This window comes from Flavobacterium sp. B167r, assembly GCF_056824315.1.
The window spans coordinates 169,775-195,599 of the sequence record NZ_CP124859.1 but is presented as its reverse complement, the minus strand read 5'-3'; the positions used below and the strand labels follow the sequence as shown (position 1 = coordinate 195,599).

Annotated in this window: 25 protein-coding genes and 1 tRNA gene; 5 read left to right on the top strand and 21 right to left on the bottom strand. The window is 33.7% G+C overall.

The genetic code is table 11. From position 1 onward, the window contains the following. Window positions 1-17: 17 nt before the first annotated feature. Window positions 18-1,064 carry an endonuclease/exonuclease/phosphatase family protein gene (locus QLQ96_RS00950; protein WP_482493922.1) on the top strand — a complete coding sequence of 349 codons (1,047 nt, stop codon included), beginning with the start codon at window positions 18-20 and terminating at the stop codon, window positions 1,062-1,064. 117 nt (window positions 1,065-1,181) lie between these two features. Here the strand turns inward: QLQ96_RS00950 and QLQ96_RS00945 are convergent, their stop codons facing one another. The 7 genes from QLQ96_RS00945 to QLQ96_RS00915 all read right to left on the bottom strand — a co-directional run bounded on the left by QLQ96_RS00945 (window position 1,182) and on the right by QLQ96_RS00915 (window position 7,099). Beyond that, on the bottom strand, window positions 1,182-1,796 hold the full coding sequence (locus QLQ96_RS00945) for a WbqC family protein (protein ID WP_482493920.1): 615 nt from the start codon (window positions 1,794-1,796) through the stop codon (window positions 1,182-1,184). Between the two features lie 94 nt (window positions 1,797-1,890). Then, complete coding sequence (gene lepB, locus QLQ96_RS00940) at window positions 1,891-3,444, bottom strand: signal peptidase I (RefSeq protein ID WP_482493918.1); 1,554 nt, start codon at window positions 3,442-3,444, stop codon at window positions 1,891-1,893. 55 nt (window positions 3,445-3,499) lie between these two features. After that, window positions 3,500-4,201: a 4-hydroxy-tetrahydrodipicolinate reductase gene (dapB, locus tag QLQ96_RS00935; RefSeq protein WP_482493917.1), complete on the bottom strand. Its 702-nt coding sequence runs from the start codon at window positions 4,199-4,201 to the stop codon at window positions 3,500-3,502. A gap of 38 nt (window positions 4,202-4,239) precedes the next feature. Beyond that, window positions 4,240-4,800, bottom strand: a complete 561-nt coding sequence (locus QLQ96_RS00930; protein WP_482493915.1) for a DUF5683 domain-containing protein — start codon at window positions 4,798-4,800, stop codon at window positions 4,240-4,242. Then, window positions 4,800-5,702, bottom strand: coding sequence for a ParB/RepB/Spo0J family partition protein (locus QLQ96_RS00925; RefSeq protein WP_281633797.1), 903 nt, complete (start codon window positions 5,700-5,702; stop codon window positions 4,800-4,802). The genes QLQ96_RS00930 and QLQ96_RS00925 overlap by 1 nt, the downstream gene beginning before the upstream one ends. Window positions 5,703-5,707: 5 nt before the next feature. Further along, window positions 5,708-6,475: a ParA family protein gene (locus tag QLQ96_RS00920; RefSeq protein WP_482493913.1), complete on the bottom strand. Its 768-nt coding sequence runs from the start codon at window positions 6,473-6,475 to the stop codon at window positions 5,708-5,710. A gap of 219 nt (window positions 6,476-6,694) precedes the next feature. Beyond that, window positions 6,695-7,099: a septal ring lytic transglycosylase RlpA family protein gene (locus QLQ96_RS00915; RefSeq protein WP_482493911.1), complete on the bottom strand. Its 405-nt coding sequence runs from the start codon at window positions 7,097-7,099 to the stop codon at window positions 6,695-6,697. Window positions 7,100-7,317: 218 nt separating this feature from the next. Between QLQ96_RS00915 and QLQ96_RS00910 the strand changes: the two genes are divergently transcribed. Then, window positions 7,318-9,489 carry a hypothetical protein gene (locus QLQ96_RS00910; RefSeq protein WP_482493910.1) on the top strand — a complete coding sequence of 724 codons (2,172 nt, stop codon included), beginning with the start codon at window positions 7,318-7,320 and terminating at the stop codon, window positions 9,487-9,489. A gap of 170 nt (window positions 9,490-9,659) precedes the next feature. On the opposite strand, the gene QLQ96_RS00905 is transcribed toward QLQ96_RS00910, so the two are convergent. Next, a tRNA-Pro gene (locus QLQ96_RS00905) sits at window positions 9,660-9,734 on the bottom strand. Window positions 9,735-9,910: 176 nt separating this feature from the next. Between QLQ96_RS00905 and trxB the strand changes: the two genes are divergently transcribed. Further along, window positions 9,911-10,858: a thioredoxin-disulfide reductase gene (gene trxB, locus QLQ96_RS00900; protein WP_379693000.1), complete on the top strand. Its 948-nt coding sequence runs from the start codon at window positions 9,911-9,913 to the stop codon at window positions 10,856-10,858. Window positions 10,859-10,965: 107 nt separating this feature from the next. On the opposite strand, the gene QLQ96_RS00895 is transcribed toward trxB, so the two are convergent. The 5 genes from QLQ96_RS00895 to QLQ96_RS00875 form a co-directional block, all read right to left on the bottom strand. After that, the gene (locus QLQ96_RS00895) at window positions 10,966-11,826 is read right to left on the bottom strand and encodes a GIN domain-containing protein (protein ID WP_482493908.1); all 861 of its coding nucleotides are present in this window, start codon (window positions 11,824-11,826) and stop codon (window positions 10,966-10,968) included. Between the two features lie 83 nt (window positions 11,827-11,909). After that, window positions 11,910-12,644, bottom strand: a complete 735-nt coding sequence (locus tag QLQ96_RS00890) for a head GIN domain-containing protein (protein WP_482493906.1) — start codon at window positions 12,642-12,644, stop codon at window positions 11,910-11,912. Window positions 12,645-12,647: 3 nt separating this feature from the next. Then, on the bottom strand, window positions 12,648-14,405 hold the full coding sequence (locus QLQ96_RS00885; RefSeq protein WP_482493904.1) for a PspC domain-containing protein: 1,758 nt from the start codon (window positions 14,403-14,405) through the stop codon (window positions 12,648-12,650). A 3-nt stretch (window positions 14,406-14,408) separates the two neighbouring features. Further along, complete coding sequence (locus QLQ96_RS00880) at window positions 14,409-14,741, bottom strand: PadR family transcriptional regulator (RefSeq protein ID WP_008464689.1); 333 nt, start codon at window positions 14,739-14,741, stop codon at window positions 14,409-14,411. Between the two features lie 97 nt (window positions 14,742-14,838). Next, the gene (locus tag QLQ96_RS00875) at window positions 14,839-15,297 is read right to left on the bottom strand and encodes a DUF4870 domain-containing protein (RefSeq protein WP_482493901.1); all 459 of its coding nucleotides are present in this window, start codon (window positions 15,295-15,297) and stop codon (window positions 14,839-14,841) included. A 254-nt stretch (window positions 15,298-15,551) separates the two neighbouring features. Here QLQ96_RS00875 and QLQ96_RS00870 point away from each other — a divergent pair, with 254 nt between their 5' ends. After that, window positions 15,552-16,004 (top strand): DUF4442 domain-containing protein, encoded by a 453-nt coding sequence (locus tag QLQ96_RS00870; RefSeq protein ID WP_482493900.1) that lies wholly within the window; start codon window positions 15,552-15,554, stop codon window positions 16,002-16,004. Between the two features lie 114 nt (window positions 16,005-16,118). Here QLQ96_RS00870 and QLQ96_RS00865 read toward each other — a convergent pair whose 3' ends face one another. The 8 genes from QLQ96_RS00865 to QLQ96_RS00830 all read right to left on the bottom strand — a co-directional run bounded on the left by QLQ96_RS00865 (window position 16,119) and on the right by QLQ96_RS00830 (window position 24,473). Further along, window positions 16,119-16,277, bottom strand: a complete 159-nt coding sequence (locus tag QLQ96_RS00865; RefSeq protein WP_482493898.1) for a hypothetical protein — start codon at window positions 16,275-16,277, stop codon at window positions 16,119-16,121. 114 nt (window positions 16,278-16,391) lie between these two features. Beyond that, entirely contained in the window at window positions 16,392-16,790 is a 399-nt protein-coding gene (locus QLQ96_RS00860; RefSeq protein ID WP_482493896.1) for a hypothetical protein, read from the bottom strand. Window positions 16,791-16,888: 98 nt separating this feature from the next. Next, a complete protein-coding gene (locus QLQ96_RS00855) occupies window positions 16,889-19,129 on the bottom strand; it encodes a multicopper oxidase family protein (protein WP_482493895.1) in 2,241 nt (746 codons plus the stop codon). A gap of 6 nt (window positions 19,130-19,135) precedes the next feature. Further along, window positions 19,136-21,664, bottom strand: coding sequence for a heavy metal translocating P-type ATPase (locus QLQ96_RS00850; RefSeq protein WP_482493893.1), 2,529 nt, complete (start codon window positions 21,662-21,664; stop codon window positions 19,136-19,138). A 355-nt stretch (window positions 21,665-22,019) separates the two neighbouring features. After that, window positions 22,020-22,580 (bottom strand): helix-turn-helix domain-containing protein, encoded by a 561-nt coding sequence (locus QLQ96_RS00845; protein ID WP_379692979.1) that lies wholly within the window; start codon window positions 22,578-22,580, stop codon window positions 22,020-22,022. A gap of 2 nt (window positions 22,581-22,582) precedes the next feature. Then, window positions 22,583-23,113: a DUF3347 domain-containing protein gene (locus tag QLQ96_RS00840; RefSeq protein ID WP_482493891.1), complete on the bottom strand. Its 531-nt coding sequence runs from the start codon at window positions 23,111-23,113 to the stop codon at window positions 22,583-22,585. Window positions 23,114-23,211: 98 nt separating this feature from the next. Next, the gene (locus tag QLQ96_RS00835; RefSeq protein ID WP_482493890.1) at window positions 23,212-23,571 is read right to left on the bottom strand and encodes a hypothetical protein; all 360 of its coding nucleotides are present in this window, start codon (window positions 23,569-23,571) and stop codon (window positions 23,212-23,214) included. Between the two features lie 68 nt (window positions 23,572-23,639). After that, window positions 23,640-24,473: an AraC family transcriptional regulator gene (locus tag QLQ96_RS00830; protein ID WP_482493888.1), complete on the bottom strand. Its 834-nt coding sequence runs from the start codon at window positions 24,471-24,473 to the stop codon at window positions 23,640-23,642. Window positions 24,474-24,576: 103 nt separating this feature from the next. On the opposite strand from QLQ96_RS00830, the gene QLQ96_RS00825 reads away from it, so the two are divergent. Continuing rightward, on the top strand, window positions 24,577-25,743 hold the full coding sequence (locus tag QLQ96_RS00825) for an MFS transporter (protein ID WP_482493886.1): 1,167 nt from the start codon (window positions 24,577-24,579) through the stop codon (window positions 25,741-25,743). The last annotated feature ends 82 nt before the right edge of the window (window positions 25,744-25,825 follow it).

Genomic DNA, 25,825 nt, shown 5'->3' with positions numbered 1-25,825 from the left:
CTTGTAGGAGAATAAATATGAAAAACCTTTCTTGGTTTAATAAAATAATGTTCTTTTTGAACATAGTGCTAACTGTGCTTACATTTAGTGTCTATATTTTACCTTTTTTAGCACCTAAAAGCTTCCCGCTTTTATCGGTGCTTACTTTGTTTATGCCTGTTTTTTTTGTAGCAAACGGCCTCTTTTTTGTCTATTGGGGAATTCAGTTCAAAAAACGCCTTATTTTGTCTGGTTTAGTTTTATTAACGGGAATTACATTCATCAGCAAATTCTATAAGTTTTCTGCGAAAGAATATGTGAAAGACGAAAAGGATTTTTCTGTAATGAGTTATAATGTTCGTCTCTTTAATGTTTTTAAGTGGTTGGATCGTGATGATATTCCAGCAAATATTAAAGCTTTTATAGATGAAAAAGATCCAGATATTTTGTGTATTCAAGAGTATTCCAATTCGGCACATTTGGATTTAAAAGTTTATCCGCACCGTTATATTTTTATCGATGGAAAAAAAATTAAAACCGGACAGGCCATTTTTTCTAAATTTCCTATAATCGAAGAAGGAAAAATTGTTTTTCCAAAATCAGATAATAATGTAGTTTATGCTGATATTAAGCGCGGAAAAGATATTATTCGTGTTTACAATATGCACTTGCAATCGATTAAGATTTCTCCTGATGTAAGCGAAATATCGGACGATATTGATAATGTAAACCAAAAGAAATCACAGCGTATTTACGGAAGAATAAGTAAAGGATTCAAGCAACAGCAAGAACAAGCTGAGATTTTTAGAGAACATATAAAAAACTGCAAAACTCCAATGATTATTTGTGGAGATATGAATAACAGCCCATTTTCTTATGTGTATAGAAACATAAAAGGAAAACTGAAAGATGCTTTTGAAGAAGCAGGAGAAGGTTTTGGAGCTACTTATAAATTCAGATATTATCCAGCAAGAATCGATTATATTTTTACGGACAGTAAAATGAAAGTAAAACAATTTGAAAGCTTCTCCGATTTTGAAAATTCAGATCATTATCCAATAATGACTAGACTTTCAATGGAGTGATTTTTAGTCGAAAGTCAAAAGTTATAAAGTCAAAAGTTATAAAGTCAAAAGTTATAAAGTCAAAAGTTAGTTTTACAAGATATGAGAATTCATAACTTATAACTTATAATTCATAATTTATACGATTTTCTGTGTTTTTAAATAATCAACAGCAAATTTGCCTTCGTTAAAAAGTAAATCCAAAACGCTTAAATTGTTGATAAAGCCATGTTTGTCATCGAAAACCTGAGTATATTTTTCAAAACAATTTATATCTTTTTTACCATTTGTCAAATATCTGAAATCGGTAAAGTCGCTTACTTCATGAAAGTATTCAGTAGTTTTTCCAAATTCCAATTTTATTCGAAGACATTTAGTAACAATATCTAGAACTTCGAAGTTTAAATCCATTAAAAATTGGTGTTTTTTCTCGAAAATAGGAATGATATCATCTTCAAAGTACTCGAAGAATGGGGAGCTTCTATATGCTGCCTCAAGCGATTTTAAATGCTGTTTTTGCCAATCAAATTCGTTTTCGATCAAAGTGTCTTTCGTTTTCTGATGCGTAGCTTTAGAATGCTTAACAGGGATGTTTAATAATTGAATTCCATTTGGACTATAGATATAGGTTCTGTTTCTATTGGTCTGTTTCTGAAAATTATCTTCCATTTCAAAAGTAATACTGTCAGATTGCGCTATTACTGCAAAATGACTGATTGATGGGAAATAAGTTGGAAGTATTAAGGAATTCATTTTTTGTTTCGTTTCAGGTTTAAAATGTTTCAGGTTTCAAGTTAGCGTTAAAACGTAAAACTTGAAACCTGAAACAAAAATAACTTATTTTTTATTATGCTTTATTCTCTCTTCTTTTTTTCCAAATAAAATCTCCTACAAAATAGATAGCAAGAAGTATTAAAAAGTATTTAAAGTAAGATTGAGGCTGACCTTCGCCATCTACAGTTGTAAATACTCGGCTCCAGCGAATTTTATTAATGCCTTTTCCGTTAGTGTCCCAGCTCATCCAAATGAAAACAGGTTTTCCTACGATATGATCTTCTGGAACATAACCCCAGTAACGGCTATCCTCTGAATTATGACGGTTGTCTCCCATCATCCAGTAATAGTTTTGTTTGAAAGTGTACGTTGTTGCAGGTTTTCCGTTGATTAAGAATTTTGAACCTTGCAATTCTAACGTGTTTCCTTCATAATTTGTAATGATCTCTTTGTAAAAAGGAAGAGATTCATTGGTTAAAGCAACTGTTTTTCCTGCCTCAGGAATGTAGATTGGTCCCATATTATCTTGGTTCCATCTGTTGATGTGAGGGAAAATATCGTTGTTGTCTCCTGTGTCAACTTTTCTAATTACCGCAGTAACTCCAGGAGTATGTTTGAATCTTTCGGCTCCAGCTTCTGTTAATGAACCTAAATAAAGAGTGTCTCTTTTTTCTGTTCTGAAACCTGCAGGATCAGTAATGTCTAATTCTTTGAAGATTGTTTCAAAGTCAATTGGAGTTTTTCCGTCTAATGCTACAGCATATGAATATTGAGGTTTTGCTCTTTCAGGTAAAACTAATTTTTTTCCGTTAATAAAAACAAACCCATCTTTTATTGATAAGCTGTCTCCAGGAATACCAACACATCTTTTTACATAGTTAGATTTTTTATCAATTGGTTTGATAACACCTGGTCTTCCTTTTGGTTCAAAGAAATAATGAACGGTGTCGACAGGCCAGTTGAAGACCACAATATCGCATCGATTTATTTTTTGAATAGCTGGAAGTCTTAAATAAGGCAATTGTGGCCAGCTTAGGTAAGATTTACTTTTAGTCAAAGGGATCGAGTCATGAACCATTGGCAATGCAACAGTCGTCATTGGGACTCTAGGGCCGTAGTTTAATTTGCTCACAAATAGGAAATCACCAATCAATAAAGATTTTTCTAAAGAAGATGTCGGAATTGTGTAAGGCTGTACAATGTAAGTGTGTACTAATGTTGCTACTATAATTGCAAATAATAGAGAGCTAACAGTATCTGCAGCTTTGTTTTCTGGAGTTAATTTACGGTCTTTATTATACTCTAATTTCTGAGTGTAATTAACAAAATAGATGTAAAAACCTAAAGTAAAAAGACCTAAAATAGTGTCTAAAGTTGATTTTTTGCCAAATGTTCTTAAAGTTTCCACCCATATAACCGGAAACATAATCAAGTTGATTATTGGAATAAAAAGCAGTAATGTCCACCATGTTGGACGCCCGATAATCTTCATTAAAACGATAGAATTGTATACCGGAATTGCTGCTTCCCAGCTTTTTCTTTCCGCTGCCTGATATAATTTCCATGTTCCAAGAAAATGAATAATTTGAACGGCTAAGAAAAATACGAACCAAGAGTAAAATGTCATAATATTGTATTTTAAGTTTTAATTCAAGTTTTAGTAATCTTGAATTTTGGTCAATTTATTGTAAGTTTAATACATCTTTCATAGAGAAAATCCCCTGTTTTCCTGCTAGCCATTCTGCTGCAATAACAGCGCCAAGAGCAAAACCTTCTCGGTTATGAGCAGTATGTTTAATTTCGATACTGTCAATAGCAGAATCGTAATTTACAGTGTGAGTGCCAGGTACTTCGTCAATTCTTTTTGCTTCAATACGAATTTCGTTTGCTTTAGGGTCTTCCATTGTCCAATTAGCATAATCGCTATTTTGGATAACGCCTTGAGCTAAAGAAATAGCTGTTCCGCTTGGAGCGTCAAGTTTATGAATGTGGTGAATTTCTTCTATCGAAACTTTATAAGAATCGAATTGCTTCATGATTTTAGCCAAATATTCATTTAATCCAAAGAAAATATTTACTCCTAAACTGAAATTTGAACTAGAAATGAACCCGCTTTTTTTCTCATTGCAAAGCGCAATCATTTCGTCATAATGTTCTAACCAGCCAGTAGTTCCAGAGACTACAGGAACATTGGCGTTAAAAGATGCAGAAATGTTACTTACTGCAGCAGCAGGAACACTGAAATCAATAGCGACATCAGCTGTCGAAAGTCCGTCATAGGTGTTAAGTTCGTCTTTCTTTAAAACTATTTCATGACCTCTTTCTAAAGCAATTCTTTCGATTACTTTACCCATTTTTCCATATCCTAAAAGCGCAATTTTCATTATGATTTGTTTTTGATTTTTAAATAGAATTCAATCTATTAAAACTTATAATTAAAGGTTAGTCCGACGTTTGGTTTAAATGTTACATCGGCAGGGTAAATTTCTGGACGCATTGAAAGTCGTTCGTTTACATTAAACTGTATCAGAGCGGCATCAACATTGGCATCAATAATGTTTAAGACATAGAAACCTACAACAAATAAAGCAGATAAATCTCTGTTTCTTTGGTAGAACTTCTGCCCAGCGATAAGTCGGGTGTCATCCAAATATTTGTATTTGTCATCGTTATAGCCTTCTAATCTTCGTTTGTAGGCATCACGATAATCATGGTATTTCTTATTGTTGTCTATGTAGAAATATAAACTTGTTCCAATTGCTCCGTAAACCAATGGAATTTTCCAATATTTTTTGTTGTATGCTTGACCTAGACCAGGCAGAACTGCAGAATAAAAAGCTGCTTTTGCTGGTGTAAGCGGATCTATTTCTTCTAATGCAGTAGTGTCTTTTACGACCAAAACCGTGTCTTTTTTTACCTGGGCAAAAAGAGAAACGGTTCCTGTTAGAAAGAACAATAGACCAATGGGGACAATTTTATTCACTATCCGTTTATTAATTTTATAATTCTGTTAAAGTCAGCTTCAGAATTAAATGGAATTGTAATTTTTCCTTTTCCGTTGCCCGCGACTTTTATATCAACTTTTGAGCCAAAATAATCGTTGAAAGTGTGTTTTTGTGTTTCTCTAACAACAAATCCAGCATCAGCTTTAGGTTTGCCATCAGCTTTTGGCTGTTGGCCTTCGTGATAATTTTTAACCAAAGCTTCCGTCTCACGAACAGATAAGTTTTGGCTAACTATTTTTTGATAAATATCAGTCTGAACGTCTAAATCTTCAATGTTAATAATTGCTCTACCGTGTCCCATGCTGATAAAACCGTCACGAATACCTGTCTGGATAATCGGATCTAATTTTAAAAGACGTAAATAATTGGCAATTGTCGAACGTTTTTTTCCAACTCTTTCGCTCATTTGTTCTTGAGTTAATTGAATTTCGTCGATTAAACGCTGGTATGATAAAGCAATCTCAATTGGATCTAAGTCGTGACGTTGGATGTTTTCAACCAAAGCCATAACCAATGATTCGTTGTCATTTGCAATACGAATATAAGCAGGAACATGAGTAAGACCTACTAGTTTAGATGCACGAAGACGACGCTCTCCAGAGATTAACTGATATTTGTTAAAATCTAATTTACGAACAGTAATAGGTTGAATTACACCAAGTTCTTTAATAGAAGTGGCTAATTCACGTAATGATTCTTCATTAAAATTGCTTCTAGGCTGAAACGGATTTATTTCAATCGCACTTATTTCAAGCTCAATGATGTTTCCAACAACTTTATCAGCATTTTTGTCTTCTACTGATTTAATGTCGTTTTCAGGATCTTTTAATAGTGCTGATAATCCTCTGCCTAAGGCTTGTTTTTTAATTACTTTTGTCATAAAAACTATTTACTGTTTTTCTTTATAATTTCTTGTGCTAAATGAATATAGTTTACGGCACCTTTGCTTGTAGCATCATAATTAATGATACTTTCTCCAAAACTCGGAGCTTCACTTAGTTTTACATTTCGCTGAATTACAGTATCAAAAACCATATCGTTAAAGTGTTTTTGAACCTCTTCTACAACCTGATTAGATAAACGTAATCTTGAATCGTACATTGTTAATAATAAACCTTCAATGTCAAGATCTGGGTTGTGTATTTTTTGAATACTTTTAATTGTGTTCAATAATTTTCCTAATCCTTCAAGTGCAAAATATTCACACTGAATAGGAATAACTACAGAATCTGCTGCTGTTAAAGCATTTAATGTTAACAAACCTAAAGAAGGAGCACAGTCGATAATGATAAAATCATATTCTTCTTTTGCTTCTTCTAATGCTTTTTTAAGCATGTATTCGCGGTTTTCTTTGTCAACCAATTCAATTTCGATAGCAACAAGGTCAATGTGAGCAGGGATCACATCTACGTTTGGAGCTGTACATTTTAAAACGGCTTCTTTTGGTGTTACAGTATGCTCAAGTATTTGGTAAGTTCCAGTTTCAACTGTTTCTACGTCAATTCCAAGACCAGATGTAGCATTGGCCTGTGGATCAGCGTCGATCAATAATACTTTTTTCTCTAAAACACCTAATGAGGCAGCAAGATTTACTGATGTAGTAGTCTTTCCAACGCCTCCTTTTTGATTAGCAATAGCAATGATTTTGCCCATTTATTTTCTGAATTTTGAACCGTAAAAATACAATTATTTATGGTTTCTGAAAATCTATTTTGTTAACATTTGTGAAAGTTCCATTAATCGTGGTTTCATGGGTGTTTGGCACAAAATAATTTTAGATATGAATAAATTATCAATAAGATTTATAAGTAATTTAGTTGGTGTTTTTGCTAAAAAAAGACAGAAAACTGTTTTTTGTTTCGAAAAACAACCTCATTTTAAAATTTCAATAGTGACATAAACCAAACCGCTTTTTTTATTTGAAGCAATGTTCATAAAAGCTTTTTTACTAAGGTCAATTTCTCTTCCTTTAATAAAAGGCCCTCGATCAATAATTTCTACGATTGCGAATTTCTTATTCGCTTCATTTGTTACTTTTAATATAGTGCCAAAAGGAAATTTTTTATGAGCTGCAGTAAAATTATTGTTGTTGAATACTTTTCCGCTTGCAGTTTTTCGTCCATTAAATTTATCATGATAATAAGAAGCATGGGCTCTTTTCTTGTATAACACACTTTTTTTTGTGGAAGGGAATGAGTCAATTGACATGAAGTTTTTTTGTTTTGCGACAGCAACAACAGAAAAAAACAAAGTAATAAATAGTGTAATCTTTTTCATTTTATTTTCAAGTTCTATTTGTGGGCAAAAAAAAGGCATTATTAAAAAATAGAAGAGTCCAAGAAGGTTTATTTATACTAAAAAAGGACAGAAAACCTAGATTTTGTAGTGTTTTTGATGAGAAAATTGAGGGTTGAAACCAAGAGGCGACTTAAAGATTATTGTTATTTTGGGCTTTCTAAAAAACTACATCTATCAAACCACAAATCAACATTCTTATGAGTAAAAAAGTAATCTTATTATTCGCGGTATCTGCGTTTATGCTGTTTCTAAGCAGTTTTGTTTCTGCATCCTCGGCTATTGAAAAAACAGAAGAAAATAAAAAAATTGAACGCAAAATTGTTTACAGCAAAAAGAAACATAATATAATATTGTCGTGGGCGGCTTTTGGTGCGTCTGGAAATTATGTGATTTCGCGAGGCGGAAGTCGACTAGCATCGGATTTTGTATCAGTTGGGGCAACTTCTAAATTGACATTTACTGATAATAAACCCAATGCAAATAAATACGAGAACTATTATAAGGTTACTCGAAACGATATTAGCATCATAATCTCATTAGAAAATCAGATTTTTGGGGATAATATGTATTTCTATGATAGAAAATATGAAAATGCTGAAACAGCCCGAAATGAAATTAACTCGCAGTTTAGCAGCATCGGTTTAGGCGGTGCCAATGGCGAGTGGACAACAAAACGTCAAGCTTATTATTTTAAACCAAATATTAATGGTCAAACGTATGATGTTGGCGGATCAGGTTCTGCATCTTCGATAGAAGCAAATGCGATAGAATTAGGGTTTTATTCTCATATTGGAGGTTTAGGGAAAGTGCCTTCAGATGTTAAACTTGGAGCGATATTTACAAGGCCTCATCTTTCTGGCGGAGCTAATGCAACTTGTACATTTTGGCGTTCTGTGGAAAATGTAGAAGTAATGCGTGATTTTTCGTGGACCGTTTCTCAGTCAACAAGCGCAAGAAGACTTTTGATTGAAAGTACTTCAAAATATATCTCGGATATCGGAGATACGAATTTTTGGGGAAGTGGTGGTTTTATTGCCGATGCTCATTATACAACAGTAAGGCCAGACTGGGGAGGACAACAACAGTGGTATACCAGAAACTCTGTTTTTCCTTCTGGTTCTGGCGCGATGGGAGGTTCTTATAATATGGTTTGGCAAGGTTGTGTAAATCCGCCACAAGCAAATGACAGTAATTCGCCAATTGCTACAACTCCTATTATTAGAGAAAAACCTTTTCTTTTTGTTGATAATGATGGAGAATACAAAGTTTTTGTTCCAGCATGGCAACAGGAGAGAGTTGGAGTTTCTTGGTCTGAAAAAGATATGGGTGAAGGGAAAATTCAAGATTTGATTACAACTTGGTATGTTGCCAAAGAAGGAGATACAGATGTAGAAATTAATGCAGCGCTGAAATCAGGAAAAAATATATTTTTTACTCCAGGGCATTATGCATTAAATGCTCCAATTCAAGTAAACAGAAAAGATGCAATCCTTCTTGGTGCTGGAATTGCCTCGGTAACTTTGGAGCCAACTGAAAAAAATACTTGGGGTTGTATTTATGCTGATGATAAAGATGGGATTATCATCGCTGGGCTTCTTATGGATTCGTTCAATAGTACGACTTATCAAATTAGAATAGGAAATGAAGGAGCAAAGGCAGATCATACGACAAATCCTATTTTGCTTTCAGATATTACTTGTAGAGTAGGCGGAGTTCAGTCAAAAAATATTCAGATTCAGGCTTCGATGCAAATAAATAGTAACAATGTGGTAGGAGATCATTTCTGGTTGTGGCGCGCCGATCATGGTTCGCAAAAAGGAGGAGAGGCACGTTGGACAAGAGACAGATGCAAAAACGGACTTATTGTTACTGGAAATGACGTTACGCTTTATGCTTTATTCGTTGAGCATTATCAAGAGTATGAAGTATTATGGCTTGGCGAGCGCGGAAGAACTTTCTTCTTTCAAAACGAACCTCCATACGATGCTCCGAATCAGGCTGATTGGAGCAGTCAAGGAGGTAGGGTTGATGGTTATGCGGCTTTTAAAGTGGCCAATTCTGTAAAAGAACATCATACAATAGGAATGGGGTCTTATGCCGTTTTTACAGGAACAGATGGAAATGTGAATAAGAAAAACGGTTTTGAAATACCAAACAGTCCAAATGTAAAGTTGGAAAAAATGTGCATCACTCGTTTCGCTGGTCCAGGTAATATTCAGAATGTAATAAATGGTACAGGCGGAACCACAGCAAGTGGTGCAAAACGTGTTTCGTTATATAATAATGGAGAAGGATTACAGCCTTTTGATGAAGAATTTACTTTGCCAAATCGTGAATCTTATCCTGCTTATATAAAAATGGAAAAATAGAATGAAAAACTATGTGTAGGTCTACTAAGATTTTAAACTTTGACAAAGTTCTCATATTATTGTAACATAGCCCAAGGTTTCAACCTTGGGTACACTAGGTGTTCCATTTTGTTTTTCTGCTTTGATTTTAAAGCAAAAAAAAAGTCTTTTCAAAATTGAAAAGACTTTTGTCGGGGTGGCAGGATTCGAACCTGCGGCCTCCTGCTCCCAAAGCAGGCGCGATAACCGGGCTACGCTACACCCCGAATGATGTATTTTGTTGTAGTGCCCGAAAGCGGTTGCAAAGATATAAATAAATTTGATTTGTAAAAGAAAAAAATGAAAATAAATAAAACTTATTTTAAGATAGCTATTTCAGATTTATTTTCGGCATTATTTTTTATAATAAAGTTTACATTTGCAACTCAAAAATACTATTACTATGTCAAATACAATCGAAAAAATTAAATGCCTTATTATAGGTTCTGGTCCTGCAGGTTACACTGCAGCTATTTATGCGGCTAGAGCTAACATGAATCCAGTGTTATATCAAGGAATGCAGCCTGGTGGTCAATTGACTACTACTAATGAGGTTGAAAACTTTCCAGGTTATGTTGATGGAGTAACAGGACCTGAAATGATGATTCAGTTACAAGAACAAGCAAAACGTTTTGGTGCAGATATTCGTGATGGATGGGCAACAAAAGTTGATTTTTCTGGAGATATTCATAAAGTTTGGATTAATGATTCAATCGAATTACACTGTGAAACTGTAATTATTTCTACAGGTGCTTCGGCTAAATATTTAGGATTACCATCAGAACAACACTATTTAAATATGGGTGGTGGAGTTTCTGCTTGTGCAGTTTGCGACGGATTCTTCTACAGAAACCAAGATGTTGTTATTGTTGGAGCAGGAGATTCTGCTTGTGAAGAAGCACATTATTTATCTAAACTTTGTAAAAAAGTAACGATGTTGGTTAGAAGCGAGAAATTCAGAGCTTCTAAAATTATGGAAGAGCGTGTTCGTAAAACAGAAAACATTGAGATTTTAATGAATCACGATACTGTTGAAGTTCTTGGAGATAATAATGTAGTTCATGCTATTAAAGCATTAAATAAAACTACTGGAGAAGTTATCGAAATCCCTGCAACTGGTTTCTTCGTAGCAATTGGTCACAAACCAAACACAGATATTTTTAAAGATTATATCACATTAGATGAAACAGGTTATATCGTAAATACTCCAGGTACATCTAATACAAATGTTCCAGGTGTATTCGTTGCAGGAGATGCTGCAGATCATGTATACCGTCAAGCGATTACTGCTGCAGGTACAGGATGTATGGCGGCGTTAGATGCTGAAAGATATTTAGCTTCTAAAGAGTAATTTTTAGTTACAGTAATCAGTCGCAGTCACAGTTTACACTGTGTTTTTAAAAAAGTCCCAATCGTTAAGATTGGGACTTTTTTATTTAAACTCTTAATTTTAAAAGTTTACAATGTCGTTGCTTTTGGTTTTGATGCACCTGGTTTTTTTATCAGTTTTGCTTCTTCGCTAAAGCGTGTAAGTTCTATTTTTGGATCTCCATATAATGAAACTTCAGACTTGTCTCCAGCGGCAATTGCGATAGTGTTTTCTGCTAAAACGGTTGCAACAGCAGAACCTTCAGTTGTAATATTTGCATCTTTCAGCGTAAATTTTGTTCCAGTAAAAGTAGAATTATTGTCTAATCGAATTGTTGCTTTTTCGGCAATACCTTCAATTGCGGCAGTTGCTCTTTGGTACAAATCACATTTGAACTTTACAGCAGAGACCAAAGTTTTAACGATTGCATTTTTGCTCAATTGAAGATTTCCGTCTTCAGCTTTTAAATTCAATTCTGTTTTAGATTTGTCATCAGCAATTAGAAAAAATTTCTTCGAATTTACATTTAAGTATAATTTAGAATAATCAAGACAATTCATTGTAATATTGTCTAATTGTAATTCTTGAATAGCGTAAACAATAGCTTCATTTTTAGTGATTACTTTATTCAATGATTTAGTATAAGTAACCTTAACAGATAATTTCTTGAATATGCTAGATTCTTTATTGGTATATAATCGAAGCGTTTTTTCTCTTAAATCCATTCCTACAATATCATGTAGGTTATCGTCGGCTTCAATTTTAATTTCATTTTTTTCTCCTTGCTCCAAATAAACTTCCAGATTGTCATCGACTTCAAGAGCGTCAAAACTTCCAACTTCTTTTATTGAGGTCGTTACAATTTTAGAGCCTTTAATTTTTTCTCTTTTTTGTGCAAAAGTGAAAGTTGTAACAAATAATAATAAGAGCAGCGCTGTACCTTTTTTCATTAATTCTAGATTTGATTTTCACAAATATAAAAAAATCATCCACTTTCGGTGAATGATTTCTTTTATATTTAACAGTTTTGCTTTTAGCTTTTGCTAACGCTTCCTCCAGAAGTTGCAGATTTTTCAACCGTTTTTGGAGTACCGCTATAGTTTATATTTCCTCCGCTTGAAGCTTCCGCTTTTAGACTTAAGATCGGATGTACAGAAACTGTTCCGCCGCTAGAAGCATCTGCATGGACATCATTCGCCATCAATTCTTCGGCATCAATACTTCCTCCGCTTGAAACAGAAGTGCTAAGATTTAATGCTTTACCTTTAATATCTACAGAACTGCCACTTCCAGCATCTATTGAAATTCTATCAGATTCAATATTCATATCCATTGATGCAGCACTAGAAACTTCCAAAGTAATATCTTCGCCTAGGAAAACTTTATCTGTTTCAACAGTTGATGCACTCGAAGCTTCTATTTTATGAATAGCAGGCAATTTTACAGTAACCGTTTTTGATGTAATGTTGCGGAAAGAGCTGTATTTGCATTCAATAATAAGTGTGCCATTTTCTACTCTGGTAACGATTTCTTTTTGAAGATTATCGTCAGCTTCAACAGTAATTTCTGTTTTGTCAGACTGTTCAATAATCAAATCTATGGCGTTGCTTACAGAGATGTTTTTAAATTCTCCGTTAACGGTTCTTTTTTCTGTTGTAACATTTCCGCTTCCTTCAATTGCATTCATGTTAAAATTACATGAGGCAAACAATAAAGCGGTAATAGTTATGATTATAAATTTCGTAATATGAATGATTATTTTTATCATGGTTTAGTTAATTTTGATTATCACTCCGTTTTTATCAGTAGTTAGTCTTCCTTTAGTTTTTTTTCCGTTTAAAACTTCTTTTCCGTTAATTTTAACTGATACTTCTTTTATAGTGTCATTAGTGGTATTTGCATCAGTATCATTATCGTAGTCATTGTCATTATCATTATCATTTTCGTAATTGCTGTCGTTGTCCTCATTAGTAGGGCAGTTTAAACATCTTACTTTAGAACCGATAACTTTATAGTTGTAATCTCCATCGTAATTTAATTCAAAGAAATCGTCATCTGAATTGTAATAATCTCTAACAGAAGAATCTGGTTTAATCAATTGTCCTTCTGGAACGTAAAGATAAATATCAACTTCTTGTCCTCTAAATTTATTCTTTATATCTGTCAGAAAAAAGTTATCCAAAATTAAATGATTTCCGTTAATTTGAAACTTATAATTAATTTTTTCTGCTCTTTTCTTAGCATTTGTAAAAGAGTTTCCTCTTGCACTTTTTTCAATTTGAATAAAAGGACTCACTTGATCTGTGTGTAATACATGTAAACGTACATCATTAGAATAAATCAATTCGTTGTTTGCCGAATCTTGCACGAATTCAAACTCGCTGTGGTGATTTAAACTTTTAGCATAATAATCACTGTATTTAAACTTTACAAACAAAGTATCTGTAGGTTTGATTGCAATAACTTTTTTCTCAACAATTTTATTGTCGTGCGAAATTTCAGTTGCCTGTTTAATTCCGATACTAGTTAGAATTGCAATCGAAATAATCCAAAGCGCTAAAAGTGTATATTTTGCAATGTTTCCAATTGATTTTAAGTTTGGAGATAACAATTTAAATCCTAAAAGCGTCAAGAAGAAAAACGGAATTCCAACTGCAAAGAACATTAGTAAACCAAATGCCCAAAGTGGATATTCTGGGAAGTTTCCTGCGTCAAGAAAATGTTGCCATGGGAACTCAATAAAGATGTTTGTTCCAAGAGTAAAAACTCCAATTAAAAGTATGATCAATGTTGAAATTCCTGCTATAATTAGAATCACGCCTAAAAACTTAGCAAAAATTTTAAAAACCGTCATGACAAAGTCTCCAAATGAACTACTTATTCTCCCAGCTCCCGACTTTACCTGGTTTCCCATTTTGTCATAATCAGCATTTTTAAATTTATCAGAAAGCGAATCAATTTCTTCTCTAACTTTTTTTTCGATGTTGGAAATTGTTACTGGCTCTCCTGTCATTTCTAATTTTTCAGAAGTTGTAACAGCTTCCGGAGTTACAATCCAAAGAACGAAATAAGCTAAGATTCCTGTTCCAAAACCTGCAAATACGAAGACTAAGAATGTAATTTTAATCCAAACAGCATCAATTCCGAAATAATGTCCTAAACCTGTTGCAACACCTCCAATCATACCATTTTCTTTGTCTCGGTATAATTTTTTATGTTTTCTAGCAGTGTAGTTATTAAAAGATTGATTTGCATTTTCTTCGTCTTCAATTCGGTAGTCTTCAGGTTGTCCCATAACCGTAATCACTTCATCAACGTCTTTCAGTCCAACAACATGTTTTTCGCTTTTTTGTTTTTCTGTCAACAATTCAGAAACACGCATTTCGATATCTTTAATAATTTCATCTTGACCAGATGAGTTGTTAAGTGATCGTTTTATAGCATCAAAGTAGCGTGTCAATTTTAAGTATGCATCTTCATCGATGTGAAAAAACATCCCGCCTAAGTTAATATTTACTGTTTTGTTCATGACTTATTGATTTTGATTGGTGATTAGATTCACGGCGTCAGACAATTCTGTCCAAGTGCCACTAAGTTCGTTTAAAAAAGTTTGTCCTATTTCGGTTAATCCATAATACTTTCGTGGAGGTCCCGAGGTCGATTCTTCCCAGCGATAATTAAGTAAACCGTCATTTTTTAATCTGGTTAACAACGGATAAACGGTTCCTTCTACAACTAGTAATTTTGCGTTTTTTAAAGTGTCTAATATTTCAGATGTATATGCGTCTTTTTCTTTTAGAACTGATAAGATGCAAAACTCAAGAACACCTTTGCGCATCTGTGCTTTTGTGTTTTCAATGTTCATAATTTCATTTTGTTTTTTTTTTGATTGAACAATTCGTTTTTTGATTGATGATGATTGATTGATGATTGATTCGACTACAACTTTTAATTTTAATTTTTTAATTCTTTATAAAAGGAATCGTAAGCGGATATTTGTATAATTCTCCATTTGAAGCTTTGATTGAAGCATAAATCACTAAAAAGAATTCAATAAATTTTAATAATCCAAAAAGGATAACGGCTACTATCCCGACACTTAAAATTCCGATGTTTGCTTGAAAATTAAAGTTTCTAATTACAAAATCTTCGTCATTAAAAACAGCTTCTATTGGAAGATTCTGCAAGAAAACCGCAATAAAAATTGGAATAGCAATAAGCGCTAAAATTAAACTGTAAAGCAAAATGCTTAACTGAAAGTTTAAAGCCTGTTTTCCGTGATGATCTGCAAATTCAGATTTGTCTTTATAATTACTCCAAATGATTAACGGAAAAATATAGTTTCCAAACGGAATTATATATTGACTTAAAGTGCTCAAATGAGTAAATGCTGCTGTATTCTTTTCTGATGTGTTTTCCATGATGAGTGGTGGTGTTGATTGCATGATTAAAAGTATATAGTAATTTCTTATGCAAATATATATCTAAAAGACAGTATCTTGTTTTGCATAGTACCAAATATTAACAAAATATTAACATATGTAAAATTGCGAAAAGCTATTTAATCTGTTGGAAATCATTCGCAATGCTTGTCTTTATTGGCTTCTTTTTGATATATGAATAATTTATTGTGCGTGCATAGTTTTTTTGTATTTTTACATAAAAAACAAATCATATGGCACTTTCCTTATCAAAACTTAATAAATTTGTCTTATTCAAATTGCCTTCAGCATACTTTTGCGGAGTGCGTGTAAAAGATATAAACGATAGCAGTTGTACAGTCACGGTAAAACACAGATGGATCAATCAGAATCCGTTTAACTCAATGTATTTTGCAGTTCAGGCCATGGCGGCTGAGCTTACAACTGGAGCTTTGGTAATTTCTCAAATTCAGGAAAGTGGCAAAAAGATCTCGATGTTGGTAGCCAATAACAAAGGAAATTTTACCAAGAAAGCAACAGGAAGAATTACTTTCGTCTGCAAAGACGGACATTTAATTGCTGATGCTATCAAGAAAACAATTGAAACTGGAGAAGGGCAGACGTTCTGGATGAAATCAATCGGAACTAACGAAGAAGGCGTTCAGGTTTCTGAAATGGATTTTGAATGGAGCATTCGTGTGAAATAATTTTATAGTTACGAATTCGTGGTAAAAAGAAAATATAAAAAAGGCCTCAAATAGTGTCTAACTTTTTGGGGGCAGTTCAATTTTTGAGGCCTTTTGTTTGGAATAGAATTTCATTTATTTTTTAACGCAGCAAGATTTTTTATCTTTTTTGTCAGTTGTTTTTTTACAGCAAGATTCTTTTTTAGCTTTCTCTTTTGTCGCTGGTTTTGTTTCTTGAGCCATTACGCCAATAGAAAATAAAGCAACTGTTACTACGGTGATTACTTTTGTCATTTTGTTTAAATGTTTTTTTTTGTTAGAGATTATAATTGGTGACCCAAATATAAATTGATTTCTTATTTGTGAGAATAGTTTTATTGTTAATGTTTTTGTAAAAGTGAATTGATTTTAGCATTTTCTATTCATTGTTTTCTCTGCATACTTTTTATGATTCATATACCCGTTTTTAGCAGGATTTTCCAAATCTAACATTTCATTTAACGAAGTATCGTACACTTGCAAATTATGAAGTTTTGCTAGTTCTATAATATTGTATAATGCCTTTTCACTGTAGAGTTCAATCATTTTAAGGCCACTTGGCTCATCATCCAAATAGAAATTAATATCATCATTAACAGAAGATGAATTCATGTTTGTGCTTTCATTTTTCTGATCTTCAGTATTTTTTGCAGAACAATTTTCTAACAATATTTTGCCAAAATCAATTGGCAGAAGTTTGTTTTCATCTAAATCTTCAATAGAAATTATTTTTTCTGCAGAACTAAAAAGTACAATATCCCAACTCATAATTAATCAATCTGTAATTTTGGGTAAAAATACTACAAATTAAAAATTTATGCAAACTGCAATATTATGAACTTATATCACTTATATGGTTCGAAAAATCAATAATTCAAGTTTACTCCAAACCCAATTCCCATATCGCTGTCGTAATGCGTAGTGATTCCGAAGTTTCTGGCTACAATGTATTTCAAGCCAGCCATATATTCTTTATCGGTATTCCACATTAAATTCATTCTCAAACGTTTGGCAAGCGGAATATCTTTTCGCTCAAATTGAACCCGAACATTTCCATCCGTATACACTTCGACTTGCGCTTTTATCAACATTGGCAAAGTATACTCCAAACCAGCGCTAAAAACAGAACGATTGTCTTTGGTGTTTTTCTGTCCGAAAAGATTTTGTTCTTGTTCGTCCATTCCCATTTTTCGGTATCTCCAATCAAAACCAATAAAAGGCATCAACCATTGATTTTTTCCAATATATCGACCAATGTGAGTTTCCGTTTCGTAACCGTGTTCATTATTATAACCCAATCTCCATTCGGTTCCAATGCTCCATCTGGTGTTGCTGAACATGGCTTCACCGTCATTTCCGTTGGAAGCAAAATCATTTTCCGCCATAAAATGAAACATTCGGTCATCCATTTTTAGCATTTTAAAAGCCATTTCAGGATGATGAATCAACGGATTCGGAGCTGAATTTTCATAACTAAAAATTCTTCCCATTCCCGCCATCATGTGATATAAAATATGACAATGAAAAAACCAGTCGCCATCAGCATTAGCCTGAAATTCTATTGTGTCGGTTTCCATTGGCATAATGTCGATGACATTTTTTAGCGGAGAATAATCGCCATGTTCATTTAGAATTCTAAAATCGTGTCCATGTAAATGCATTGGGTGGCGCATCATCGAACCATTGTATAAAACAATTCGAATGTTTTCTCCTTTTTTAATTAAAATTTTATCCGTTTCAGAAACCACTTTATTGTCTAAACTCCAAACGTAGCGATTCATATTTCCAGAAAGTGTAAAGCGCAATTCCTTTACAGGCGCATCTTTTGGAAGATTGGTTTTAAATGGAGATTTCAGCATTTCGTAATTTAAAGTCACAATTTCAGAAGTTTCAGTGCTGTCACTTTCCATTTTCATGTCTTCCATATTATGATTCGAATGATCCATTGCAGGTTTCGTATTTTCATCTTCGCCTGAAATTTCAGGATACATTACGGCATTCATGTCCATTTTATTCAAAGACATATTCATACCCATATCGTTCATTTCGCCGTTCATTTTCATCATGTCGTTCATCATTTTCATCCCTTCAAAATATTTTAATTTCGAAAGATGATGAACGGGCTGTTTCTCGCCATTTCCTAAAAATAATGACGCAGATCCTGTTCTGTCTTCGGCTGTAGCCAAAAAAGCAAAAGATTTATTGTCTTCTGGAATCGTAACTACAACATCATAAGTTTCAGAAACCGCAATAATCAAACGATCAACTTCTACAGGTTCTACATCATTTCCGTCGCTGGCAACAACGGTAATTTTTCCTCCTCCGTAAGTCAGCCAGAAATAACTCGAAGCACCTCCATTAGCAATTCTTAAACGAACTTTAGAGCCGGGTTTAAAATCAGAAAGTTGTTGTTCGTTTTTTCCATTGAGAAGAAACTTTTCATAATAAACGTCGCTCACGTCCATTGCGTTCATTCGTTTCCATTCGTTGGTCACTTTTGTTGAAAAATGTCCTTGTTTAATGGCTTCGGAATAACTTTGTGTGGTTCCTTTTTTAATCGCAAACCAATCGTTGGCATTGTGCAACATTCGCTGAATATTCTCAGGTTTCAAATCTGACCATTCACTTAAAATAACTGGAATTGTCGGCAAATCATCAATTCCTTTTCTGATAGTCAGATCGTCTTTTTTCTTATTGATGATAAAAAGTCCGTACAAACCAATTTGTTCCTGCAAACCAGAATGGCTGTGATACCAATATGTTCCATTTTGAATTATCGGAAAACTATATTTATGAGTCGTTCCCGGTTCAATCGGCATTTGCGTCAAGTACGGAACGCCATCTTCTTTATTTGGAAGAAACAACCCGTGCCAATGCATCGAAGTCGCTTCTTTTTTCAATTCGTTGTGTACATAAATTTCAGCAATATCGCCTTCGGTAAAAGTCAAAGTAGGCATCGGAATTTGTCCATTTACGGAAATCGCACGTTTTTCTTTACCCGAAAAATTGACAATCGTATCGCGAACGTGCAAGTCGTAACGAACGACTTTTTGGGCTTTCATCTGAAAAGCGATTAAAAATAAAAGAAGAATATATTTGATTTTCATATTTGATTATAATTTTAAATTTCTCAATCGTAAAGCATTTACGATTACCGAAACAGAGCTTAAACTCATAGCAACTGCCGCCAACATTGGCGAAAGCAAGATTCCTAAAAACGGAAATAAAATTCCAGCTGCAATGGGCACTCCTAGAGTGTTATAAATAAAAGCAAAGAATAAGTTTTGTTTGATGTTTGACATTACGGCGTGACTCAAGTTTTTCGCTTTTACAATTCCGTTTAAATCGCCTTTTAACAAAGTGATTTTAGCACTTTCAATCGCAACATCAGTTCCTGTTCCCATCGCAATTCCGATGTTCGATTGAGCCAAAGCAGGCGCATCGTTAATTCCGTCTCCGGCCATTGCTACCACTTTTCCTTGAGATTGCAAACGTTCGATTTCTTTTAGTTTATCTTCCGGAAGACAATCTGCTTTAAAAGAACTCAAATGCAATTGCTCGGCAACGGCTTTTGCTGTGTTGTGATTATCTCCAGTTAACATAATGACTTCAACGCCTTGATCGATTAATTCTTTAATCGCTTTTGCACTGTTTTCTTTGATCGCATCGGTAATGGCAACAAAACCTAAAACTTCTTTTTCTATAGAAATATACGAAATAGTTTTTCCAAGATTTTGTTCAGCAGTTACTTTATTTTCTAAATCTGAAGAAATAGAAACGCCGATTTCATCCATCATTTTTTTATTTCCTAAAGCCACTTTTTTGTTTTCGATAGTTCCAAAAACTCCTTTTCCTGCTATAGTTTCAAAATCTTGAACTTCTTTTAGTGAACTATTTTTTGCTTTCGCGAAATTAACTACGGCTTGTGCCAAAGGATGTTCACTATGCTGATTTAAAGAAGCAATGTTTTGAAGCAGAAAATCTTCATCATTATCAACCGAAAATATTTTTTCTACAGATGGTTTTCCTTCGGTAATTGTTCCCGTTTTATCGGTAATTAAAACATCGATTTTGTTCATGTTTTCTAAGGCTTCGGCATTTTTGATTAAAATTCCGTTTTGAGCGCCTTTTCCAACACCAACCATAACCGACATTGGAGTTGCAAGTCCAAGCGCGCAAGGACAAGCAATAATTAAAACGGCAATGGCATTAATTAATCCGTAAACATAAGCAGGTTCTGGACCGAATTTCGCCCAAAGAAAGAATGTCAAAATCGAAATAATCACAACAGTTGGAACGAAATATTTAGAAACACGATCTGCTAATTTCTGAATTGGAGCGCGGGATCTGCTTGCATTATTTACCATTTCAATAATTTGAGAAAGCATCGTTTCTGATCCTACTTTTTCGGCAATCATAACGAATGATTTTGTTCCGTTTATTGTTCCAGAAATCACGGCATCTCCAACTTTTTTATCCACAGGAATTGGTTCTCCTGTAATCATAGATTCGTCGATATTGCTTTCGCCAGTAATTATTTTTCCGTCAACCGGAATTTTTTCTCCTGGTTTTACACGAAGTAAATCGTCTTTTTGAATGTTGTGAATTGAAATTACTCTATCGTTTCCGTTTTCTACCAAAGTTGCCTCGGTTGGAGCTAGTTTTAATAATTCTTTGATAGCGCCATTCGTTTGTCCGTGTGCTTTGGCTTCCAATAATTGTCCCAATAAAACCAAAGTGATAATTACAGTTGCAGCTTCAAAATACAAATGAATGGTTCCGTGGTGCGATTTGAATTCAGAAGGGAAGATATCTGGAACAAACATTCCGACAATACTAAATAAGAAAGCAACGCTGGTTCCAATTCCGATTAGCGTGAACATATTCAAGTTCCAAGTCACAATTGATTTGTACGCGCGAACAAAAAACATCCAACCCGCATAAAATAAAACTGGAAGTGAAAACAGAAACTGAACCCAATTCCATTTTTCAATCGACATTATATTGTAAAGCGGATTATTCGGAATCATTTCTGACATTGAAATAATGAAAATTGGAAGCGTAAACAAAATCGCGATTTTCATTTTTTTCAATAAATCAGAATAAGTTTTGTTTTCTTCGTTTTCAGAAGCCTGCATTGGAACTAAATCCATTCCGCAAATCGGGCAATCGCCTGGTTCGTTTGAAACGATTTCCGGATGCATCGGACAAGTAAATTGTGTTGCTGTTATGGCAACTTCTGGTACTAAATCCATTCCGCAAACTGGGCAATTTCCGGGTTTGTTATAGGTTTTGTCTCCTTCACAATGCATCGGACAATAATAAACGCCATTTGCACTGTGTTGTATTTTTTTAGGTTCTGATTTATGATGATCGTGATTCTCTTTTTTATGACCCGAACAGCAAGATTTGACTGGTTCATCATGTTTTTTAGGAGAATCCATTTCAATAGTATAATTTCCCGTTGCAGCTAAAACTTCTTGGAATTTTTCTGTCGGAACATGTTTTTCCATTTTAATCGTAGCCGTTGGCGGATTCAAAGTTACTTCTGCCTGAACGCCTTCAACTTCGTTTAGAGTTTTCTCGACTTTGGTTCGGCATCCGTTGCAAGACATTCCTGAAATTATATATTGATGAGTCATTGTATTGGTTTTTTAAGTATTACAATGCAAATTTCCGAAGTAAGTCCGAGTTCGGTTTGTAGAATTTTGTGAATGATTTGTAAGATTTACAAAATTTTATTTAACCGCAAATGACGCAAGGTTTTTTATTAGTGTGGCTTTGTCTTAAAAAAAGCTTTACGAATTCTTTATAAAACATAGCCCAAGGTTTCAACCTTGGGTACGTATCGTGTTCCAATCTTTGTGTACCCAAGGTTGAAACCTTGGGCTATGTTTACAAATTTTGTGGTTGAATCTCTCGCACATTCCGCAGATTTAATTAAAAAAAACATCTGCTAAATCTGCTTAAATCATTTTAAATCTGCGTGAAATAAAACTATATATTCTCAATCTGAATACGTTTTTTATCTTTGGATTGTTTGAAAGAAGTAGGAGTAAAGCCCGTGATTTTCTTGAATTGATTACTCAAATGTGCGACATTGCTATAGTTAAGAATATCGGCAATTTCGCTTAACGAAAGCTCATTGTAAATCAATAATTCTTTTACTTTTTCAATTTTCTGACTGATGAAATATTTTTCAATCGTCGTATTTTCAATTTCCGAAAACAAATTGCTTAGCGAATTATAATCTTGATTTAAGTTTTCGGCCAAATAATCAGATAAGTTGATTTTGAGATCATTGTTTTTATGATGCACCAAATCGACAATCAGATTTTTTATTCTTTCAACCGTTTTTGTCTTTTTATCATCAATTAAATCAAAACCTAAAGCTTGAAGATTTTCTAATAAAACTTCTTTTTGCTCATCGCTGATTTCTTCTTCCAATTCTACTTCACCCAATTCCACAGCAGTGGTCTGAAGTCCAAGTTTTTCAAACTCAGACTCCACAACCATTTTGCATCTCGCACACACCATGTTTTTGATGTAAAGCTTCATATTTATTTGATCGTTTCTACCACGTTTCCGCAAGTCAGCATCGAAGAACCGTAATATGGATTCTTAACTGCTTTTTCTTTGCTTAACCAATCAGCGTCTGCCATTGGGCAATATTGCTTGTAGATTGGCTGTTCCGGATTAGAAACTTTTATTAAATCGTAAGTGCTTTTAGATAAAGATTTAAAAGTCTCACGTTGTTTTTTAAGATCTGTTGTAGACGAAATACTTTTAGCATCGGCAGTTAGTTTTTTTACTACTTTCATCCAAACGGTATGTTCGTTGCTTTTTAGTTTGTCCATTTTTACTGCAGAAATCGCTGTCAGTAGAGCTGTGGCTTTCGCCGAAGTCAATTTGCTGTCACTTTTAATAAGCGCATCTTTCACATTAAAATAAGAATCATAAACAGATTGAAGCTGACTTGCATCAGCGATTTCTGTTGTTCCTGATTGTAATTTTACTGTATTTGCCTGAATGTTATTTGCACTGAATAATACAGTAAGTAATGTTGCTAAAGCTATAATTGATTTTTTCATTGTGTATAATATTTGGTAAAGGATTTAATTTCCTTTAAAATTAATTAAAAAATTTCGTTTCAAAAAAGACCCAATATGGGCTGTTGTAAATACGATAATTATATTTTTGGCTTGAGCCAAATAGAAGTAAATCCAGAAGAAATGGTAGAATTACTGTAAGATGAAATCGTGTTTTTTAAAGAAAAATTAAAAACATCATTTTGTAAATCAAGATCGTTTGAAGTCAAAATAACAAATTGCAATGCTGAGGTTGTACATCCAGAATGACGGCATTTTCCATCACAATTGTGCTTTTCTTGTTTTGAAGTTTTCTTTTCGCAGCATTTTTTAGAACAGCTATTTTCTTCTTTAGAAGCAATTTCTTTGTGATGTCCCATATTGCATGCAGAAGTATAACTCGGATTCAAAAAGAAACTAAGCGTTATAAAAAGCAGTATTATGTGGATTTTCTTTTTCAAAGAAATTGTTTTGAGATACAAATTTAGCTAAAAATGTTTGAGGAAATTACTTTTTAAGATTTCAATAACTACAGTTTTTTAAAATCGGTCGGTTTCATGTTTTTGCGTTTCTTGAAATAATTGGTTAAATGACTTTCGTCTGTAAAACCAAATTCGTACGCAATCTGTTTAATTGGCAATTGATTGTTGTGAAATCTTTTTTCGATTAAAGTCGTTCTCAAATTATGAATGTATTCGCGATAGCTGATACTAAAAGTTCTTTTGAAATAAGCGCTAAAATAGGTTTGAGCAATATTAAAATGTTCTGCAATCACTTTTACCTGAACCAATTTTGGCTGGTAAATATTTTGATGAATGTAATTCGCAATTTGTTCCGTATCCAAATGCGTCGATTGCATCTGCAGATTCATGCATCGGATTGTTTCTTTAATCAAACCAAAAATCGAAAGAATCTGATAGAAAACAATTGGAGAAGAAGTGACATCAATATATTTATTGTAGGTTACGATATTTTCGACTGTGTTTTTTAAAATCGTTTTACATGGTTCGTCAAACTTTAAAACGGTTTCTTTTAAGATTTTATCTCGCATGAAACTTTCAGGAGTATTCACAAGAAATTCATCGCAAGTCAGATTTTGTTTCGAATTGAAATAATTATCAGTGAATTTGATGAAAATGAATCGCGTACTTTTCTTTATATCAAAATAATGTTCGTCGTCTGGCGAAATCACAAATAAGTCTCCGGCTTTATATGGAAGCAGATTATTGTTTAAGTGATGAATGCCGCTTCCTTTCTTTATATAGATGATTTCGTAATACGTATGCGTATGCGGAGGAAGATGAAATTTCTCTTCTTCAAATTCATCAAGAACAAGCGTTTTAAACTGATTTAGTTTCGGCATAACTTAAATGTACAATTTTATATCACAAATTTACAACTTTTTTTAAGGCCAATGGTGTTAATTTTGCCTAGTAGAAATCTATTCCTTTCTACATTAAATCAAAATGAAAAAAAGTCTTATTGCACTCTCTTTAGGAGGGTTAACTATTGGAATTACAGAATTTGTAATGATGGGATTACTCCCAGATATTGCTTCAGATATGAAAGTTTCAATTCCTGTGGCGGGATATTTAATTTCGTCTTATGCACTTGGAGTTGTTATTGGAGCACCTTTATTAGTAATCGCAGGAAGAAATTATGCGCCTAAAAAAATGCTTTTAATTTTAGCTTTAATGTTGGCGGTTTTTAATGCATTGTCAATTATAGCTCCCGATTATAATATTTTATTTGCTTCTCGATTTTTATCTGGATTGCCGCACGGAGCATTCTTTGGAGTGGGAGCAGTAGTCGCAAGCCGTTTGGCAGACAAAGGAAAAGAAGCGCAAGCAATCTCTATAATGTTTGCCGGTTTAACCATTGCGAACTTAATAGGCGTGCCGATTGGTACATATATAGGTCACCATTTTATTTGGCGATATACTTTCGTGTTAATTGCTATTGTTGGATTATTTACTTTTTTGGCTATTTATTTATGGATGCCAAATCTTGAAAAAGGTGAAAGTGTCAACATGAAGACACAGCTTCAATTTTTTAAGAAAACAGAAGCGTGGTTGATCATCGGAATCACAGCAATTGGTTTTGGAGGTCTTTTTGCTTGGATCAGCTATATTGCTCCTTTATTAATTAATGTTTCTAAATTTTCTCCAGAAGACGTTTCTTCAATCTTGATTCTAGCAGGTTTAGGAATGGTGGTTGGTAATTTCGTAGGAGGAAAATTAGCAGACCGTTTTTCGCCAGCGCCAACGACTCTAGCTTTACTGCTTGTAATGTCTATTGATTTAGTTTTGGTTTATTTCTTCTCATTCAATCAATATATGTCTTTATTTCTGACTTTCTTAACGGGAGCTATTTCGTTCTCAGTTATTGCGCCAATTCAGATGTTGATGATTCGTACAGCAAAAGGAGCAGAAATGATCGCTTCTGCTTCGCTTCAAGGAAGTTTTAATATTGGGAATGCTTTAGGAGCTTTTCTTGGGGGATTGCCTTTGGCTGCTGGATTTAGTTATTCGTCTCCAAACCTTATAGGAGTTGTAATGTCTATAATCGGAATGATTATTACATTCATATTGATGAAGTTACATCAAAAGCAATTGAAATTGCAGCGTATTTAAAAAAAATTAGATTTAATTTCTAGGCCCTTAACGTTTGTTTAAGGGCTTTTTTTTTGTGCCTTAAATTCAAACAATATTGATT

Excerpts from the sequence above, each read along its gene's own strand:
- lepB (WP_482493918.1), bottom strand. The coding sequence starts at position 3,444 with ATGACATTTTACTCTTGGTTCGTATTTTTCTTAGCCGTTCAAATTATT.
- QLQ96_RS00920 (WP_482493913.1), bottom strand. The coding sequence starts at position 6,475 with ATGGGCAAAATCATTGCTATTGCTAATCAAAAAGGAGGCGTTGGAAAG.
- QLQ96_RS00895 (WP_482493908.1), bottom strand. The coding sequence starts at position 11,826 with ATGAAAAAAGGTACAGCGCTGCTCTTATTATTATTTGTTACAACTTTC.
- QLQ96_RS00925 (WP_281633797.1), bottom strand. The coding sequence starts at position 5,702 with ATGACAAAAGTAATTAAAAAACAAGCCTTAGGCAGAGGATTATCAGCA.
- QLQ96_RS00825 (WP_482493886.1), top strand. The coding sequence starts at position 24,577 with ATGAAAAAAAGTCTTATTGCACTCTCTTTAGGAGGGTTAACTATTGGA.
- trxB (WP_379693000.1), top strand. The coding sequence starts at position 9,911 with ATGTCAAATACAATCGAAAAAATTAAATGCCTTATTATAGGTTCTGGT.
- QLQ96_RS00915 (WP_482493911.1), bottom strand. The coding sequence starts at position 7,099 with ATGAAAAAGATTACACTATTTATTACTTTGTTTTTTTCTGTTGTTGCT.
- QLQ96_RS00875 (WP_482493901.1), bottom strand. The coding sequence starts at position 15,297 with ATGGAAAACACATCAGAAAAGAATACAGCAGCATTTACTCATTTGAGC.
- QLQ96_RS00880 (WP_008464689.1), bottom strand. The coding sequence starts at position 14,741 with ATGAACATTGAAAACACAAAAGCACAGATGCGCAAAGGTGTTCTTGAG.
- QLQ96_RS00860 (WP_482493896.1), bottom strand. The coding sequence starts at position 16,790 with ATGAGTTGGGATATTGTACTTTTTAGTTCTGCAGAAAAAATAATTTCT.
- QLQ96_RS00840 (WP_482493891.1), bottom strand. The coding sequence starts at position 23,113 with ATGAAAAAATCAATTATAGCTTTAGCAACATTACTTACTGTATTATTC.
- QLQ96_RS00910 (WP_482493910.1), top strand. The coding sequence starts at position 7,318 with ATGAGTAAAAAAGTAATCTTATTATTCGCGGTATCTGCGTTTATGCTG.
- QLQ96_RS00885 (WP_482493904.1), bottom strand. The coding sequence starts at position 14,405 with ATGAACAAAACAGTAAATATTAACTTAGGCGGGATGTTTTTTCACATC.
- QLQ96_RS00830 (WP_482493888.1), bottom strand. The coding sequence starts at position 24,473 with ATGCCGAAACTAAATCAGTTTAAAACGCTTGTTCTTGATGAATTTGAA.
- QLQ96_RS00950 (WP_482493922.1), top strand. The coding sequence starts at position 18 with ATGAAAAACCTTTCTTGGTTTAATAAAATAATGTTCTTTTTGAACATA.
- QLQ96_RS00870 (WP_482493900.1), top strand. The coding sequence starts at position 15,552 with ATGGCACTTTCCTTATCAAAACTTAATAAATTTGTCTTATTCAAATTG.
- QLQ96_RS00855 (WP_482493895.1), bottom strand. The coding sequence starts at position 19,129 with ATGAAAATCAAATATATTCTTCTTTTATTTTTAATCGCTTTTCAGATG.
- QLQ96_RS00890 (WP_482493906.1), bottom strand. The coding sequence starts at position 12,644 with ATGATAAAAATAATCATTCATATTACGAAATTTATAATCATAACTATT.
- QLQ96_RS00865 (WP_482493898.1), bottom strand. The coding sequence starts at position 16,277 with ATGACAAAAGTAATCACCGTAGTAACAGTTGCTTTATTTTCTATTGGC.
- QLQ96_RS00845 (WP_379692979.1), bottom strand. The coding sequence starts at position 22,580 with ATGAAGCTTTACATCAAAAACATGGTGTGTGCGAGATGCAAAATGGTT.
- QLQ96_RS00850 (WP_482493893.1), bottom strand. The coding sequence starts at position 21,664 with ATGACTCATCAATATATAATTTCAGGAATGTCTTGCAACGGATGCCGA.
- QLQ96_RS00945 (WP_482493920.1), bottom strand. The coding sequence starts at position 1,796 with ATGAATTCCTTAATACTTCCAACTTATTTCCCATCAATCAGTCATTTT.
- dapB (WP_482493917.1), bottom strand. The coding sequence starts at position 4,201 with ATGAAAATTGCGCTTTTAGGATATGGAAAAATGGGTAAAGTAATCGAA.